The 17,036-nt window shown below is 44.3% G+C and carries 21 protein-coding genes; 8 read left to right on the top strand and 13 right to left on the bottom strand.

Annotated elements, in window-relative coordinates:
* Positions 1 to 48 precede the first annotated feature (48 nt).
* The 3 genes from PPM_RS03715 to PPM_RS03705 all read right to left on the bottom strand — a co-directional run bounded on the left by PPM_RS03715 (position 49) and on the right by PPM_RS03705 (position 2,454).
* Positions 49 to 813 carry a MerR family transcriptional regulator gene (locus tag PPM_RS03715; protein WP_013369359.1) on the bottom strand — a complete coding sequence of 255 codons (765 nt, stop codon included), beginning with the start codon at positions 811 to 813 and terminating at the stop codon, positions 49 to 51.
* Positions 814 to 1,053: 240 nt separating this feature from the next.
* Positions 1,054 to 1,425 (bottom strand): MerR family transcriptional regulator, encoded by a 372-nt coding sequence (locus PPM_RS03710; protein ID WP_013369358.1) that lies wholly within the window; start codon positions 1,423 to 1,425, stop codon positions 1,054 to 1,056.
* 114 nt (positions 1,426 to 1,539) lie between these two features.
* Positions 1,540 to 2,454, bottom strand: a complete 915-nt coding sequence (locus PPM_RS03705) for a hypothetical protein (protein WP_013369357.1) — start codon at positions 2,452 to 2,454, stop codon at positions 1,540 to 1,542.
* Between the two features lie 248 nt (positions 2,455 to 2,702).
* On the opposite strand from PPM_RS03705, the gene PPM_RS03700 reads away from it, so the two are divergent.
* Entirely contained in the window at positions 2,703 to 3,167 is a 465-nt protein-coding gene (locus tag PPM_RS03700; protein WP_013369356.1) for an AbrB/MazE/SpoVT family DNA-binding domain-containing protein, read from the top strand.
* Positions 3,168 to 3,650: 483 nt separating this feature from the next.
* The gene (locus tag PPM_RS03695; RefSeq protein WP_013369355.1) at positions 3,651 to 4,514 is read left to right on the top strand and encodes a hypothetical protein; all 864 of its coding nucleotides are present in this window, start codon (positions 3,651 to 3,653) and stop codon (positions 4,512 to 4,514) included.
* Positions 4,515 to 4,626: 112 nt separating this feature from the next.
* Here PPM_RS03695 and PPM_RS03690 read toward each other — a convergent pair whose 3' ends face one another.
* Entirely contained in the window at positions 4,627 to 5,193 is a 567-nt protein-coding gene (locus tag PPM_RS03690) for an NAD(P)H-dependent oxidoreductase (protein ID WP_013369354.1), read from the bottom strand.
* A 421-nt stretch (positions 5,194 to 5,614) separates the two neighbouring features.
* On the opposite strand from PPM_RS03690, the gene PPM_RS03685 reads away from it, so the two are divergent.
* From PPM_RS03685 to PPM_RS03670, 4 genes are all read left to right on the top strand, one after another.
* On the top strand, positions 5,615 to 6,526 hold the full coding sequence (locus PPM_RS03685) for a helix-turn-helix transcriptional regulator (RefSeq protein ID WP_013369353.1): 912 nt from the start codon (positions 5,615 to 5,617) through the stop codon (positions 6,524 to 6,526).
* A gap of 88 nt (positions 6,527 to 6,614) precedes the next feature.
* Positions 6,615 to 6,965 carry a nuclear transport factor 2 family protein gene (locus PPM_RS03680; RefSeq protein WP_013369352.1) on the top strand — a complete coding sequence of 117 codons (351 nt, stop codon included), beginning with the start codon at positions 6,615 to 6,617 and terminating at the stop codon, positions 6,963 to 6,965.
* A gap of 32 nt (positions 6,966 to 6,997) precedes the next feature.
* A complete protein-coding gene (locus PPM_RS03675; RefSeq protein ID WP_014599461.1) occupies positions 6,998 to 7,285 on the top strand; it encodes a DUF1330 domain-containing protein in 288 nt (95 codons plus the stop codon).
* Between the two features lie 84 nt (positions 7,286 to 7,369).
* Positions 7,370 to 8,164, top strand: coding sequence for an SDR family oxidoreductase (locus tag PPM_RS03670; protein ID WP_013369350.1), 795 nt, complete (start codon positions 7,370 to 7,372; stop codon positions 8,162 to 8,164).
* A gap of 155 nt (positions 8,165 to 8,319) precedes the next feature.
* Here PPM_RS03670 and PPM_RS03665 read toward each other — a convergent pair whose 3' ends face one another.
* From PPM_RS03665 to PPM_RS03640, 8 genes are all read right to left on the bottom strand, one after another.
* Positions 8,320 to 9,738, bottom strand: a complete 1,419-nt coding sequence (locus PPM_RS03665) for an aldehyde dehydrogenase family protein (RefSeq protein ID WP_013369349.1) — start codon at positions 9,736 to 9,738, stop codon at positions 8,320 to 8,322.
* Positions 9,739 to 9,781: 43 nt separating this feature from the next.
* Positions 9,782 to 10,210: a universal stress protein gene (locus tag PPM_RS03660; RefSeq protein WP_013369348.1), complete on the bottom strand. Its 429-nt coding sequence runs from the start codon at positions 10,208 to 10,210 to the stop codon at positions 9,782 to 9,784.
* A gap of 27 nt (positions 10,211 to 10,237) precedes the next feature.
* Positions 10,238 to 11,449 (bottom strand): MFS transporter, encoded by a 1,212-nt coding sequence (locus PPM_RS03655; protein WP_013369347.1) that lies wholly within the window; start codon positions 11,447 to 11,449, stop codon positions 10,238 to 10,240.
* A gap of 40 nt (positions 11,450 to 11,489) precedes the next feature.
* Positions 11,490 to 11,945 carry a MerR family transcriptional regulator gene (locus PPM_RS03650; protein ID WP_013369346.1) on the bottom strand — a complete coding sequence of 152 codons (456 nt, stop codon included), beginning with the start codon at positions 11,943 to 11,945 and terminating at the stop codon, positions 11,490 to 11,492.
* Between the two features lie 168 nt (positions 11,946 to 12,113).
* On the bottom strand, positions 12,114 to 12,236 hold the full coding sequence (locus PPM_RS30380; RefSeq protein WP_013369345.1) for a hypothetical protein: 123 nt from the start codon (positions 12,234 to 12,236) through the stop codon (positions 12,114 to 12,116).
* A 66-nt stretch (positions 12,237 to 12,302) separates the two neighbouring features.
* On the bottom strand, positions 12,303 to 12,404 hold the full coding sequence (locus tag PPM_RS29855; protein ID WP_014599460.1) for a hypothetical protein: 102 nt from the start codon (positions 12,402 to 12,404) through the stop codon (positions 12,303 to 12,305).
* 94 nt (positions 12,405 to 12,498) lie between these two features.
* Positions 12,499 to 13,101: a TetR/AcrR family transcriptional regulator gene (locus PPM_RS03645; protein ID WP_013369343.1), complete on the bottom strand. Its 603-nt coding sequence runs from the start codon at positions 13,099 to 13,101 to the stop codon at positions 12,499 to 12,501.
* A 235-nt stretch (positions 13,102 to 13,336) separates the two neighbouring features.
* Positions 13,337 to 13,948, bottom strand: a complete 612-nt coding sequence (locus PPM_RS03640; protein ID WP_013369341.1) for a pyridoxamine 5'-phosphate oxidase family protein — start codon at positions 13,946 to 13,948, stop codon at positions 13,337 to 13,339.
* Between the two features lie 115 nt (positions 13,949 to 14,063).
* On the opposite strand from PPM_RS03640, the gene PPM_RS03635 reads away from it, so the two are divergent.
* Both PPM_RS03635 and PPM_RS03630 read left to right on the top strand, forming a co-directional pair.
* A complete protein-coding gene (locus PPM_RS03635) occupies positions 14,064 to 15,602 on the top strand; it encodes a PLP-dependent aminotransferase family protein (protein ID WP_013369340.1) in 1,539 nt (512 codons plus the stop codon).
* A 122-nt stretch (positions 15,603 to 15,724) separates the two neighbouring features.
* Entirely contained in the window at positions 15,725 to 16,153 is a 429-nt protein-coding gene (locus PPM_RS03630) for a DUF1259 domain-containing protein (protein WP_043885870.1), read from the top strand.
* 106 nt (positions 16,154 to 16,259) lie between these two features.
* On the opposite strand, the gene PPM_RS03625 is transcribed toward PPM_RS03630, so the two are convergent.
* Entirely contained in the window at positions 16,260 to 16,898 is a 639-nt protein-coding gene (locus PPM_RS03625) for a pentapeptide repeat-containing protein (RefSeq protein ID WP_013369338.1), read from the bottom strand.
* Positions 16,899 to 17,036: the final 138 nt, after the last annotated feature.

Here is a 17,036-nt window from a genome sequence, read left to right as displayed (position 1 = left end):
GTTGTTCACCCTTTTTCATATTACTTATAGCCCTTTCATCAACTATTGCTAGGTTAATTCCCGCTTGGCCAGCTCCTTCATTCCGTCTCGCAAATACTCAGCCAGCCCAGGGTGATAGCCTTCATACATTTTACTGAAATCCTCATGTTCTACATACAAGTCTCCCAGCCCGCTATAAATTTCTGCTGTAGGGGTATAAAATCGGCTTACCCATTGAAGATGACGGCGGATCAGCGCCTGTACTTCTACACTGTTATGCTTCAATCCCTTATTCATGGCTTCAGCCAACTCCCGATGAATCTGATCTGCCTCTGCCTGCGAATCCAAATAATCCTCTTTGCTCCAGTTCGTCGTCGCAGTCTTACTCTCCTGAACCTTCTCTTCGACCTGTGAACCATAACGTTCCGTCAGATCACGTTCATACATTTCTTGTTTTTCCGGGTTAAACCCTTGGTACATTTGCTCTGGTTCCATCGTTTGTTCTCCTTTCAAATGAGCCACCGTTTCGTCGATGGTCTGAAGGAGAGTATGCAAGCGGAAGACCTTGGCCTCAATATTGGCTCGATGCACCTGCAAAACCTCAGCCTTTTGTTCCTTGGTTTGCTCCAGCACATTGCCAATTTCGGATAAAGGCAAATCCAGTTCCCTATACACCATGATTTGCTGAAGCCTCAACAGTTGTTCCTGTTCGTAATAGCGATATCCATTATTTCCGATATGATGTGGTTTCAGCAATCCAATTTCATCATAATAATGCAAAGTTCGAACGCTGATTCCCGACAGATTAGATACTTCCTTAACCGTATAAGCCATTCCGCTTCACCTCCCTTGCTTTCACAGTCTACAGCCTCACGTGGCGTGAGAGTCAATACCCCCACTTCCCCACCTTGGTACTACACTTTTACCCTGTAAGCACATTGTGAACCGCCTAATTGCCAACGATTTTTCATACTTGCGACCTACAGCAGGTATCTTTAGATATCTATACAAAAAAAGCCCTACAGCGTATTTCAAATAGGCTGGGGGCTTCATATATTCAATTCGATCTGGCGACTAAGAGAAGCTTTTTCCCATGACCACATGATCGTAGTAAGCGATCTTTTGAATAATTTTCTCCAAATTGTGTTGCGTTTGTGCCATATGTTCTTCCACTTTCTTTTTGTGAGCAACCAGGAAATCTCTTCGCTCTTGGATCGTGGCTTCTCCTTTTACATTTAGCTCAAGGTATGCCTTAATTTCTTCAATGGTCATTCCTGTGTCTTTCATAGCCATAAGGAACCTGATCCAATCCATTTGTTTCTCGGTATATACCCTTCTCCCACCTTCATCCCGACCGACATCAGGTAGAATGCCCTCTTTTTCATAATAACGAAGGGTAGATGCGGGCAATCCGCTCCTGATTTCAACTTCTTTAATGGAGTACATGGTTGATCCCCTCCTCGTTCTTGTATTTTCGCTTCAAGTCAGCTGTAACGATAAGTATAAGTTTTCATAGAAAAGAGTGCAAAATTAGGATTTCCCTATTCACAAACTGAACAGTTAGCTCTCTCCCTGTCCTTCCCCTCGCAATTTCCCAATATAACGCCTTACATTCTCCTCCGGATGGCTCACTTCCCATTGATCCAACAGCCGATTGACCTCTTCATCGTGAGAATTCAACTGGTAATAAAATATGGCCGCTCGTAATTGGTGGTGCTCTTCGACAGGTTCATCATCAGGCCAGTGGTACTCTTGCTTGCCGTTCTCATCGGTAGTCCCTATCGCTCCGTCCAGTAACGGAGAGCGGCCTTCTAGGCCTTCACCACGGGCAATGGCTTTGAGAAAATCGGCATGTCTCATGGCAACATCAGGCGAACAACGGTGCAAATTCTCGAAAATATCAAAGGCATCAATCGGATCGTATTCCAGATTCTCAAGGAAATGCCTTTGCAGCAACGCGGCAACTTTCTTATTGCCCGTCAGTCCGGACAGAAAATAGAATGTAGGCATTTGTGCCTCATAACGAAAATCGTCGACATGGCTGATAATATCGTCCACAATCTGGTCGGTATGAAGGCCTTCACGGGCTAACCGAGTTAGTATCCGCACCGCCTTATACTGCGTCCAATCGTATACCCCGAACGCCACCTCATACAGCATGGGAATCGCCTTTTCCCTGTAATTGTAGATAATCTCAAAAATAGCATCCTGTTGAATATGCAGCCAGTCACCCAAACCTTCGTACTTTCCCGCCAAACTCTCTGGCTTCTGCAGCTCAGTCCCGAAAAAATAACGCGGGAATAGAGGCAATGCCTCTTCTCCCAGCATAGCCGCCGAATTTTTCGCCTCGGCGGTGAATTGCTCTGGCTGATCTACTAATCCGCCAACCTTTATAATGGCTGCAGGAATAGCAGTGTCCAAATTGATTGCCACCACAGTTTTTTTATTTTTCTTCCAAAACTGAAATATTCTCATATGTAATTCACAGCCCCTTAACGTATATTACTAAAAATTTCTTTGCCAACTAGAATATTGATTCTGAATATATATCGGCAATCCCCTATAATTCCTCAACACGTTTTCCACCATTAAACAAACATATTATGGGAATTACTTGTATACTTTTCAACAGTTTACTTAATATATGCGATTGCTTCTCTAAGCCTATTCTTTTTTATCATAATTATTTAGTATTATAAGGATATAAAAAAGGAGGTTATCATTTGAAAAGTACAGGTATGACACGTCCCCTAGATGCGTTAGGCCGTATCGTCATTCCCAAAGAAATGCGAATTTCTATGGATTTTAATGTGGGTGATCCTGTTGAGATTTTCGCAGATGAGGAAACTGGTATTCTCGCCTTTCGAAAATATACCGGGGTGACGTGTAAAATGTGTGGTTCAGCAGAACAATTGACTTATTTTAGAGACAGTTTTATTTGTAAAGAATGTATTGAAAGTTTAAAGAAGGGGTTAAATTTCAGTCCTGTCCTGAGACCAGCCAAATCAGCTTTAGCCAACGGACAACGGTCGAATAAAGAGCCCAAACGTCTACGGCGATCAACACAGCAGATGATTGAAAGTCTCAAAGAATTAATGCAAAAGCAGCCCAATGCAGCACAGCACGAATATGCCAAAATGCTTGAGGTTTCCCAAGCCCGTATATCCCAGCTCAAAAAATTGCTATAACTACAGCTTGCTATCCTACATAGGTATACACCAGAGATTTCATCATGTACAGCTAATTTTGAACCGTGATACGCAGCATCATAGCTAACCGACAAAATGCATATGCGAAAAATCTATACTAGGTATAAAGAACTACTGGATGAATTGCAAGCGAGAACGCCTATAAGCAGAAGGCTGTGCTACATTTAATAATGGTTCCTGAATTAAAAAATGACCTTCTTTAATTAGAGAAGGTCATTTCATTTATTTATTCATTTTTCTACGGTAAACCACCCTCGACCAAAAGCTATAGCAGCGGCCAAGCGTATTATTTTGGAAAAAATGAGGAATACAGGTCAGACCAGCCTATCACTAATTAGAATGCTTGTTTAACAGGGAGGGTATACGAATGCGCGTGCACTTTCCTTTAATTTTTCTCGATCTCTGCCGATATTGATAGAGTATGCGTATCCATATTCAATATACATAGGAGGTACGAATTTAATGAGGTTAAACAATGCATCTCTGCCAGTAGCTTTCAATCGCATCAGCAAACAAGGGAATTCAATCAATAACTCGACGGTTCAACAGCTCAACCAGCAGATTGCTTCCCGTATGCAGCAGAATGCCCAGGCGGAAAAAAGTGAACGTACAGAGAAAATGCTGGATTTGAAGCAAATGAATAACAAAAGTGCGCTAGATGATGGATTGACTCAAAGCGCTCTCATTGATCGGGGATTAGGGGTCGTACAAGGAATATATACTGCATTGCATCAAAGCCTGAAAAACTCGGTAGATCCTTGGCTGGATGAATTGGATAAGATTGACCAAAGTAACGCATCTTTAGAATATAAGGAGCAAGCGAAGTCTGAAATCAAGGAACATCTTCAAGAAATGACGGATACAATTACAGGTTTATATGGGGGATTCTTAAAAGGAACTGCCAAAATGTATAACAAAGCCACCGATGGAGCATTCCAAGAGGTTATCCAGCCTAAAGATAGTACAACGCAGCAGACGGGTTTCAATCTCTTGGATGTGAGTCCCCAAACATTAGGACTTGACCATATTACTGAAAGCGACGATATCCGAAGCCTATTTGCTAACGTATTGGCGAAGCTCGAAAGTTATGGCTCCACTCTGTCCCAAGTCAGAAGTGAATTCCAAAAAGCAAACAACTTGGATCAACACATCCTTGAGGCCGTCACCAGCAAGGTGAAAAGCAAGGAGCTGGACGCGATGGATAACGTTGTCTCGTACAAAGGGCTTGTGGACCGTAAATCCTTCGATCAATTGTTTGCTCAGACCATCAAGCTATCTAAATCTTCGGTAAGCATTCATACTCAAGGCATAGATATCACTATATAGGCCCTGTTAAATTACCAATTCAGTTTTACTGCACTATCAAACATATTTATTGTCACATTCCAAAAGAAGAAGGCTTAATATCACAAGCCTTCTTCTCCTTAACCTATTTTTATTAGGCTTTGCTGGCCATGTCTGCAATCTGGCGAAGCCACGTCTTGCGCGTATCCTCATCGGATTGTGGTACGGACTCGAAGAATAGATGATACATGACGTCAAGCCCACAATATTCAAATATGCCTTTGTCGGACGTCAAGCGAAGTGCTTGATCCATGCCATTGCTGGCATATTCCGCATGTGATTTCCCTTGTGTGTTGAGGATGATGACCTTCTTCCCCTTGAGCAGTCCCATCTGCACCCCGTTTACATATTTGTAAGCAAATCCGTAAGAGAATACGCGGTCAATATATCCCTTCATGATGGCTGGCATCCCCGTCCACCAAATCGGATAAATAAAGGTGATCACCTCTGCCCATTGCAAAAACTGCTGTTCCCGCACAATATCTTCTCCGATTCCTCCAATAATCTCGCTACTGCTGACTACAGGTTGAAAGCCGATATCATACAGATCACGAACCACCACATCATGTCCTTTTTGCTTTAGCCCCTCCACTGCAGTGGTCAAAATTGCATGATTAAAGCTTCCCTCAGATGGATGCGCGTAAATAATAAGATGTTTCATCTTTTTCTCCTCCATTTACAAATAAAATGAGTGATTGATTAATTACATAACTTCATACTTCTTCATCTAACTGAATCTTTATCAATCCATAGTTCCAATAAAGATACATTTAGTAAACTTGAAGCAGTCTCTTGCTCATGAATGTTACCTCGTTGCTTGTTAATCAGTTAGTTAGTAATTGATCAATCACTAACTAACTGGCCTCAGTATAGTTTATTCCTTTTTATTTTGCAAGTGCTTTTGGTTCAACTTTATATAAAAGATTGTAAAAAGATCTGATCCAAGGCAGTGTTATTATCGCTGTTCAAAGTAAATAAAGTCCCCCAGTTGATGCCCATTAGGGTGTGATGTAGAGCAATCACTTAATATGACTTTATAATGTCATGTTATAAGGTGTATGCTACCGAGAGAGGTGAAGCTTATGCCGTTAAGCAGACAATTTGAAATCGTTTATATGTTACTCCATAAGAAAAAAGTGACTGCTGATGAATTGGCAGAGCATTTTGAGGTTTCCACACGAACAATTTATCGGGACATAGATGCCTTAAGCGCAGCTGGGATTCCCATCTACAGCAGTAGAGGCAAAGGTGGCGGAATATCATTGATGGAGGGTTATGTCTTTAACACCTCTTTACTGTCCGAGCAGGAACAAGATGATATCTTAATGGCCCTTCAGAGTGTGGCTACAGCTACCATCCCACAGGTAGAAGAAGTGCTAAACAAGTTGAGTAGGCTTTTTAAAAAAGAAATGGGAAACTGGATCGAAGTAGATTTTTCGCCATGGGGAAGCCAAAACAGCCAGAGACAGCTATTCACTCTTATACGCAACGCAATAATCACAAACCGTGTTATAAAGTTCCGCTATTATAACGTCGCCGGGGAACAGAGTTATCGTAGCATCGAACCTGCCAAGCTCTTGTTTAAAGATAAATCCTGGTATGTGGAAGGTTACTGTTTAAATACCGAAAGTTATCGTGTATTTAAGATTAGCCGAATGAAAGAGATTGTAGTTACCGAAATTAGTTATGAGCCAAGAACAGTCGTAGCAGCTACAGATACAAAGATGAACGACTTGCTTCATACCATTGAAGTAACTCTTCACATTTCTGCTCAAGGAGCTTACCGCGTATACGATGAATTTGCCGAGAAAACAATTACTCAGAGGGAAGACGGCTCTTATACCGTCACGGCACAATTTCCTGTAGGCAATTGGTTGGACAGTTATCTGCTGTCCTTTGGTCCCCTCCTTATAGAGGTTAGCCCCGAACAAGTACGTACAAGAATATTGTCTCATTTAGAAACGATGAAAAGAAATTTAAATGATCCTCTATAATAAGACATCATGTAGTCATATTATTACTGCTATGATGAGTTTGAAGTTATCGCTCACCACATACTCACCATAGGAGGTTGAAGAATCAATGAATTCACATAGATCCATGCCACCAGCAGTAGAAACTTACTTTACATCAGCGAACAAATCCCGACTTGAAGCATTTACATCCGCTTTCGATAAAGATGCGTTGATCTTAGATAACCATCGCGAAATCAAAGGTAAGGAAGCCATAAAATCATGGTGTGAAGCAGAAATATTGGAGCCGAATGTCACCTTCGAGATCGTGGATATGGATGACATTAATAATACCATCGTCGTAATTGCGAAAGTAGACGGAGACTTTGATAAATCGAATCTTCCCGACCCACTCCTACTTAAACACCAATTTCTAGTAAACAACCATAAAATTAAAGAACTGATTATTACACTTCCATAAAGAAATTAAAAAATAAGAAAGGGAAAACGTATATGCCCGCTTATGTTGTTTTTATACGTGAACAGAGTACCGATCAAACTGAACTCCAACTCTATTCTCAGTTGGCACCGGCAGGTTTGGCGGGACATTCCGTCAAACCCCTAGCAATGTATGGCGCATACCAGGTCCTCGAAGGACCCGATATTGAAGGGCTGGCCATCTTGGAATTCCCCACTTTTGAGGAAGCACAAGCTTGGTACTTTAGTCCAGCCTATCAAAAAGCCCTAAAGCATCGACTGCGCGGAGGGCGGTACCGGGGTATCATTGTCGATAGTGTGTAAGGTTCGCAAAACAAGTGAACTCGGAGTGAAGATACCTAGAGGTAGTTCTCAACCACATTGTCAAAATTAGGAGGAATTATTCACATGAGTTTTCAATTAGAAAGCATTTTAAGTGAGTTTAAAGGCAAAAGGGCCTTGGTCACAGGCGGTACCCAAGGAATGGGAGAGGCTATTGCTAAGAGACTTACGGCTGCAGGTGCTACTGTAATTACTACGGCTCGAACTACTCCAGTTAATTTAGAAAATCCGGATCTATTTATTCCAGCCGATATTAGTACGCCTGAAGGTGTAGATAAAGTGGTAACCAGCGTTCTTGAGCGCCTAGGCGATGTAGATATTCTTGTCAACAATGTTGGAGGCTCGTCAGCCCCATCCGGGGGAGCTCTTGTCTTGACGGACGAGCATTGGCAGCAAACTTTTAACGCCAATCTGTTTGCTGCCGTTCGTTTAGACCGTGGACTGCTGCCAGCTATGGTGGAAAAGGGTTCAGGTGTTATTATTCATATTTCATCTATTCAACGTCGCTTGCCTCTATATGATGCAACATTGGCTTATGCCGCGGCCAAAGCAGCTTTAACTACTTACAGCAAAGGATTATCCAAGCAGTTTTCGCCTCAAGGCATTCGTATTAATACAGTTGCGCCAGGCTTTATCGAAACGAAGGCAGCACAAAGTTTGATTGATCGGATTGCTGAGACGACAGGCGACCGAGAAAGTGCATTAAAGCAACTAATGGACTCGTTGGGAGGAATTCCAATTGGTCGTCCAGGACTACCAGAAGAAGTCGCTGAGCTTGTTGCTTTTCTGGTATCCGACCGGGCCGCTTCTATTACAGGAAGTGAATATAATATTGACGGTGGAACAGTTCCAACGGTTTAAAACTCAAGCTAAATACGCTTTATCCAAATATTTTTCAGTCTAACACTTTATTTTCATCTGACATTCGCGCAAATAATGAGAAAAAAAGCCTATCTAATGAGCAGACATACGCAAAGCATTTTCGATGTCCTTCAGATAGGCTTCTATATAGCTATTTACCGTTTAATAACGATCAGCTTGGTTTCCAGCATTTCTTCCATAGCGTACTTTACACCTTCGCGTCCGGTGCCACTTTGCTTCACACCGCCATACGGCATATGGTCAACACGGAAGCTTGGTATGTCATTGATCATCACGCCTCCCACCTCAAGCTTGTCCGCTGCATCCAGCGCGGTCGTGATATTACGTGTGTAAATTCCCGCCTGTAAGCCATAAATTGAATTATTCACATGATTCACAGCCTCATCTACAGAGCTAACGGAATGAATCAGCACAAGTGGGGCAAACACTTCGCGGCAGGATACCTTGGAAGTCGGGTCCACATCGAGCAATACGGTTGGCTCCAGAATCCCTCCTTCGGTATGCCCACCCAGAGCGATCCTCGCGCCTGCCTGGACTGCTTCCTCCAGCCACTCACGAACACGCTCGACATCCTTGGCTGAGATGAGCGCCGATACGTCCGTGTCCGGGTCTAGCGGATCTCCAATTTTTAAACGTTGAGTCGCCTCTACAAATCGGGATACAAATGTATCATACAGCTCATCGACAACGTAAATACGTTGAACCGAGATACATACCTGCCCCTGATTGGCAAAGGCTCCACTTACACAACGGTCGATGACCGCGTCCACATCCGTATCACGGTCAATAATAACAGCCGCGTTGGAACCCAGCTCCAGCGTGACCCGCTTCAAGCCAGCCTTGGAGCGAATTTCTGTACCGACCGCCGGACTACCGGTAAAAGTGATATAGCTAACGCGCGGATCAGTGACAAGTACGTCGCCAATGGTTTTACCATCGCCGCTGATCACGTTAAGAGCGCCCGCAGGCAACCCAGCCTGCTCCAGCAGTTCCGCGATCAAGTAAGCCGATAGCGGTGTCTGCTCCGCAGGCTTCAATACAACCGTATTGCCTGCTGCCAGCGCAGGGCCCACTTTATGAGCGACCAGGTTCATCGGGAAGTTAAATGGTGTAATAGCTCCTACTACCCCGACAGGTTCTTTAAGCGTGTAGGCCATTCGGCCCTCGCCGCCCGGTGCTGCATCCAGCGGAATGGTTTCCCCGTGAATGCGCTTGGCTTCTTCGGCTGCGAACTTGTAGGTTTGCACGGTCCGATCAACTTCCGCGAGCGCAGCCTTCCATGGCTTGGACGCTTCGCGTGCAATGATACGTGCTGCATCCTCACGCCGCTCTTCCAGCAGGTCAGCCAGCTTCTCCAAAATAGCTGACCGCTGGTGCGCTGGCATGGCCCGCATCACTGCACGTGCATCAGATGCGGCCTGAATAGCGGTCTTGGCATCCTCAGCAGTGGCCTCTGCTACCTCAGCAATGACTTCCCCAGAATACGGTGATTTCAGTGTCGTATATGATGAAGCTACTTGCCATTCACCACCAATAAATAAATGCTGCTGCATGCTTTTTTCCTCCTTTTCTCTATATCAATGTTCCTTTTAACATCTATTTTACCGTCAGTACCGGACAAGGTGCATGCTGAATCACATGATGACTCACACTACCCAGGATCAGCTCTGAAACAAGTCCCTGTCCCCGTGTTCCCATAATGATCATATCCGCCTTTTCCTGCTTTGCACTCTCGCAAATAACACTCGCCGGATCACCATGACCCGCCAGCATACGGTACGAAATGCCCTCGTCCTTCAAATAGTCGGCTGCAGGCTCCAGAATATGACGGCCTTCCTCTTCGATCCGCTCATCCACATCAATCCCAACCGGGGGCTCATTCATGGATAAAGTCGGATTTACATGCAATACGGTCAGATGCAGGTTTCCCTGAAGCTGCTTAGACAACGTTTTGGCTGTCTCCAATGCCTTCATAGCGTGTTCCGAACCATCAATCGCGACCAGAATCTGTTTGAATTCGCTCATATTCTTTTCCTCCCCAGAAGTTCAATGTTAGTGTGCATCTACCTGAATATCCTGCATATGTCGACGACGTACGATCAGCACAGCTACACCAATCAGTACCATCAATGCTCCAAAATAAAACGGGGTTTCTGCTGAGTACCACTCTGACAGCTTCCCTGCAAGCCACGGCGAAATGGCCCCGCCCAAAAAACGCATAAAGCTGTAGGCCGCAGATGCTGTCGAGCGCTCCACTGGAGCAGCCTGCATAACAGCAGTGGTAATCAATGTATTATTAATCCCCAGAAAAATACCAGCTACAATGACGGCGACAATGACAGTCGTTGGCGAACCAGCTACCGTCCCAATCGCCATAACACCTAAATCAATGGCAAATAGCGTCAGCATGATACTAATGGAAGATACCACGCTCAAGCGTGCTTGAATCTTTGGTGCTACAAACACCGAGGTAAAGGCCAGCATAATTCCCCAACCAAAAAACACGTAACCCAAACCATGCTCGTCTAAATGCATTACATATGGAGAATACGCCATCAACGTAAAAAATCCAAAGTTATATAACAACGCCACAATGCCGAGCGTGAGTAAAGCTGGATAACTAAGCGCTTTGAACGGATCGGCAATGGAGCCACGTTTTTTGGGCTTTGGAATCGAAGGCAACATAAACGTAATGAACAAAAATCCCACTACCATCAGTCCGGCTACACCGAAAAACGGACCACGCCAGGAAATGGAACCTAACTCACCACCTAGCAGCGGGCCGACTGAAATCCCGAGGCCCAAAGCCGCTTCATACAAAATAATCGCTTTAGCTGTTCCAGAAGTGGACAGACCAACAATCGCAGATAACGCTGTTGCGATAAACAAAGCATTCCCCAAACCCCAGCCTGCTCGGTAGCCTACAATTCCGCCAACTGTATTGGCCGTACCGCCCAATCCGGCAAACACAATAATAAATAAAATCCCGGTTAGTAGCGTCCATTTGACACCCAATCGACTTGATACGACGCCCGTAATCAGCATCGCAACGCCTGTCACCAGATTATAGCTGGTAAACAGCAATGACACTTGGCTTTTCGTAGCATGAAGCTGATCGGCAATGGCCGGAAGAATCGGATCGACTAATCCCAGACCCATAAATGAAATAACACAAGCAAAGGCGACCGCCCATACGGCTTTAGGTTGAGACAGGAAGCCTGAGCGTTCTTTTAACTCTTCAGGTAATGCATGTTGTGAACTCATATTATGATGTTACCTCCACATCTGAATGTAAATATTCTTGTTATGATGGGTCGTGTTCAAGTTCCTCATCCAAAAGGATTTTGCGTTCACGAACCCTGATCCGCAGCTCTTCCAATTCAGTCTGGAGCATACGGATGCTGTTGATTTTCCCCTCCATTAATTCCAACTGTTCGTTCAGCGTACGTTCCATATCCTCCAACATGGCCCGTCGCTCGATTGGTTGCAAGTGCTCCGTTCGCTCGCGATATTCCTCCCGCTGCCCCTTGAGCATTTCCGCTGCGGACATGTAACGCTGAAGCTCTTGCAAAGAAAAACCAAGCACTTCCTTGGCACTCACTATTTTTTTTAGTAAATCCACATCCTCCTGCGTATACAGCCGCATATTTCCTTCACTGCGCTGCGGGGAGGGCAATAAGCCGATTTCCTCATAATAACGAATAGTTCGCTTGGTCAAACCGCTTTGTTTCGCGACCTCATCAATTTTATACGTAACCATGACACCCACCTTATGAAAAAGATTATATATAAATACTACGCCTATATAACGTTAACGTCAACGTAAACTTTAAAATAAAAAGAAACCGCCTCTGTTAGAGGCGATTCCTATTTGGGATTGCATGGTCATAGACCCGAAACATCGGCGCTCAAGCCCATGAATATCGCTTTAGATGAAAATAGTACGTGTGATGATAACCAGCAAAATGAAGAGTACCAGAATAACACCAGTGGAAGTAAACATGCCATAACCGCCACCGCCACAACCACAACCTCTTTCTACTTCACCCATCTCAGAATTCCTCCTCCCTCTGTCGATTACAACAAATCGCCCGAAATCAAATTTTTGAGCTGAGAATTAGATAACGAATGCTTTGGAAATAATAACGAGCAGAATGAAAAGTACTAGAATCGCTCCTGTAGATGTAAAAGCTCCATAACCAGCGCCTACTCCAGACATGGTGATTCCTCCCTTCATGGTTTACAAGAGCATCTTATGCTTATGTTACCGTCCATGATAGGGACAAATGCCGCGCCTGACGCCCAAATGTGGGTTAAGATTCTACGGTTCCGTATCCTTCGGAAGCCAGCATACCACGATACAGTAGGTTTCGTGCCTGCATGGCAAGAACAGACGGACTTTCGCGCCCAGGCAGCAATTTCGTTAACGTCAGCCGTTCTATCAAACCGATCACGCATTCTGCTGTCAGTTCAGGGTCCAGTTCCTCACGGCAGGAACCCCATCGTTGTGCTGCCATCAGATGTTTTTTGATGTGCTCTGCCATTTCCGCCTTAATGCGCACCGAGTCTGCTGCCTGGTAAAATCCGACACGAGTGATCGCCGGATTATTAGACAACACGCGAAAAATAGCCTCCAGAAACACTTGTCCCCGTCTCAAAATTTCAGTCTCGCTCTGATCCGGGTCTACCTTCATGCTCTGTACTGTCTCATTCACCAAATTACGAAAGCTCTCCACAAGCTCCTCATACATCTGTTCCTTGCTTTCAAAATGAATATAAAAATCCGGCTGCGTCAATCCTGCACGCGCCGCGATCGAACTTACCTTTGTCTGATAAAACCCCGTCTGAGCGAACTCTTCAGCCCCCGCTTCCAGTAACAACCGTCGACTTTCCCGACTTCTGACTCCCGCTCTCATCACGGTCTTGCCCCCTTACGCCACAAATCTATCGTATTATAAAATTCCTTTGCAGTAAGAACAACGGGCTTGAGGATGATATATACCTGTCCTTCAAAAGTCCTAATACAGAAGAACTGAAGGTTTTGGAAAATCAAGGGCATCTCCCTACGAGGTATAATTAACCAATTAGATGGATGAGCGAGCAGGAGTGAGTATATCGAAATCAAATTTTTATGTTGGCGTTATACATATATCAATGATGAGGACAATATTTACGCATCATTGAGATTGTTATCAGATCATCATCCAGCCCCCGTTGTTGCAAGCCGTCGATAATTTGCTGGCGCTCCTGATCTTTAACATTTTGGCCAAATTTAAACTTGGCGGTCCATTCCTCGGGTACAATTTTGATCAGAGCGACCCCTTTCAAACGTGAGGCATACCGAGAATCGTTGGCATCAATCGTGTCATACCCGCCTTCCGTTTGCAGCTTACTCATAAAAATGGAAAATGCTGATGCTTTTTCTTCCAAATCCACTACATGCTCCGCATGACCACGCACGGTAATACTTTTAAAAAATGAAGTCGCAGGACATGCCATATGTTCATCTGTAAAATAAGATGGAATGAGCGCATACTCTTTGGCAGCTGAAAAAGTGACCCGGTTATCCTCTTTCATTCGTTCCATCTTTTCTCCAGCACGGCTGCCATGAATATAAAAAACGCCATTCCCATAAGCGAAATTCAAGGGAACCACACGCGGAAAACCATCCTCGCTGTTCATGCCTAAAAATCCGAAACTGACCTCGCTTAGAAACTGCTCTATTTCCTCTAGTTCTGCCACTGTAAATTCTTTTCTTCTCATAGGGATCTCTCCTTCCATCTATTGACCAACAATACATTTCAGATTATGTTGAAAATGGATTATTAAAAAGACCCAATATAAACGAAAATGACTGGTCCAATATAAGGAGAAAAGTATGGACATTACGATTGCTTATCAACGTGCGATTCAAAAATATCATTTTAAATACTTGGCATTGTATCACGCTCTTCGAGAGGGGATTCTCACTGGCTCCCTTGCCAGCGGTACGCGCCTGCCTTCCAGTCGCGATCTGGCTGTGATGTATGGAATTTCGCGCGGGAGTGTTAAAGAAGCATACGATATGCTGTTGGCAGAAGGATATGTGAATTCGGTAGTAGGCAGAGGAACGTTTGTTATGGAACAGACCGCAATGCTGCCAGACGAATCTCTAATCGACCAGCAAAACCAAAACTCACCTAATACAAAACAAAAAGCCCCTGCTCTGTCAGCATGGGGACAACGAATAATGCAGATCGAAAGGGAACGAGCCTTATACTCGACTCCTGTGTATGCTACAGATAGAGATGGTGCACACCAGCCTTTGATTTCTTTTCAAGCAGAAGAAGTTATATTGGAGGGTAGCTCACAGATCGCATGGAAAAGTGCATTGGCTGCCGCCGGCAAAGATCTGCAAAAGCCCTCGGATGGCTCGATGCCTGCACTAGTGAACGGTGATAACTGGCTGCGTGAAGCAATTTGTCATCATGTTGGCAGAACACGCGGAATTACGGCCACCCCCGAACAAGTCGTATTATGCAGCGGTTCCATGGAAGTGATCACGTTACTAAGTCAGCTGCTTATTCATGAACAAGATAACATTGTACTGGAAAATCCCTGTTATTCCGGCATCTATCGTGCAGTAACTGCCTCAGGCGGACAGATACACGCTGCTGAACTGGATCAGCATGGAATTATTCCACAGGATTGGGATGCCAAGCTCCTGTTTGTTACGCCTGGACGGCAGTTTCCAACCGGTGCTGTATTGCCATTAACACGCCGTCAACATATTTTGCAATGGGCAGCGTCCAAGGGGGCGTGGATTATTGAGGATGATTATGACAGTGAATTCCGCTGGGCGGGACGCCCTATTGAACCGTTAAAAGCATTAGACCACGCGGATTGTGTCATCTATGTCGGTTCCTTTTCCAAAAGTATGTTCAGCAGCCTTCGACTCGGTTTTGCCATCCTGCCTGTGGAGTTGGCCCAAGCGCTTACTGCTGCCAAACGACTATACGATCCCCTGCCGCCTGCACGCTTGGAACAGCGTGCACTGGCACGTTTTATGATGCGCGGAGACTACATTCGTCATTTGCGGCGGATGACTCGAATATACAGATCACGCTACGACGTGTTCCAGCATGAAATACAGCCGTTGAGTGAGCTGTTTCACTGGCATCAGAACGATTGTGGTCTACACGCCTATGCCATCTGGAAGCATGGACCTGCCCCGTATCATCATTTGATGCAGATGGCACGATTTTATGGAGTCACATGGCGTGATGCCGCAGATTACCAACTGACACCAGGACCTCCTTCAGCCTGCTTTAACTTTGCCCACTTAACGGAGCAGCAAATTATCGAAGGTGTTACGCGTCTGTGCCAGGCCTGGGATCGTATCAAACATAAGTATCACGGAGCAAAGCTGAAGCTTTAAAAGGGTGCTCCATTCGCACTTTATATATAGCAAATTAGACTAACGATAAAGAAGACTTGCCCTTTCCATTCCCTTACTTTTTCATATGATGCTAGTAACTTAAAAGAATTGGAGTGAGAGAAATGGCAGTTAGTCCACTTTGTAAACGGTTTGCCGATATATTAAAAGCAACACCTCAAATCATTAACGGAGTTTGTACTGCATCTGCAGTCAGAAACAACATCAAGCCAATCATTTTGGGGAAAAGGACCCGATCCTTTCTTGCAATACCCCAAGCTTTTTCTTTCGAAAGTATTGGCCGTAACGGAAAAGGATTATGTCTTGGCGAAACCGTGATTTTAACCGCAGAAATTAATCCGTTTATTTCTCGACTTCGTAAACATGATATCAAAGTGACGGCACTGCACAATCACTGGCTATTCGATAACCCCAACCTTTGGTACATCCACTTTGAAAAAGTAGAAAAGCCGCTTGTTTTCGCCACAGAAGTGCGTGACGCCCTTAATGTCTTGACAACGAAGCCTGTACGGCCGGTTATTCAAAAAAAATAAGCTATTAATAAATGCCAGAGATCCGCTTAGGCGGATCTTCTTTTGTTATTGGTGGAAACAGCATGCGCTAGACATGAGACCGTATTAAAAATCAGTGAGGAACCCCTTATTTGATCACTAGCCCCAAAAGGCCCACAAATGATGAAGCCTGATGCGGTGAGATGATGCAGCCATTCAAATCTTCTATCTCCACTTGTATTCCATCAAATTCGCAATCACTGAGATCTACCCCCTTGAGCTTGGACCCCGACAGGATGGCTTGATCCAGATTGCAACGGGCAAAAGAGGTTTTTTGTAGCGTTAAATGATAAAAATCTGTACTTATCAAAGAACAATCCTCAAAACCAACTTGCTTGAAATTCGCAAAACGGAACATTGAATAATCCCCTAAGCAATCCAGAAAACGAACGTTTTGGAATCTGCTTCTCGAAAAATCCGTTCCAAGCAATTTACAATTTCTGAACTCTGCGCGATGGATAAAGGAACCGGAAAAATTAACATTAGACAGATCACATTTATCAAAAATGACGTCTGTCCATTCACTTTCTGGCAATGACGATTCTGTGATGGTTACATTTTTAAAAGTCATCTTCTCTAATGAAACTTTAACTGCTTCGATATTGTCCAACATGATTTCCTCTACTGCCCCCACACTAAGTTCGTCTTTGGATCGTATGGAGCGTATTTCTTCATTTAATATGGGTAAGTCCGCAGGAATCTTCGGTGACTCCATTTTATTTTTCATGATACCTCTACCTCCACTATGAATAGACTTCTAGGACATCTATATGAATCTATTTTCTATTAATTCTCACGCATAAGGTAGCAAAAGTATTTTTGACACATATATTAACATGTGAAGTACACTCACGAACCTTTGTTA

Origin of the sequence: Paenibacillus polymyxa M1, from assembly GCF_000237325.1 — a bacterium.
GTDB lineage: Bacteria > Bacillota > Bacilli > Paenibacillales > Paenibacillaceae > Paenibacillus > Paenibacillus polymyxa_C.
This window is presented reverse-complemented; position numbering and strand designations above follow the sequence as displayed.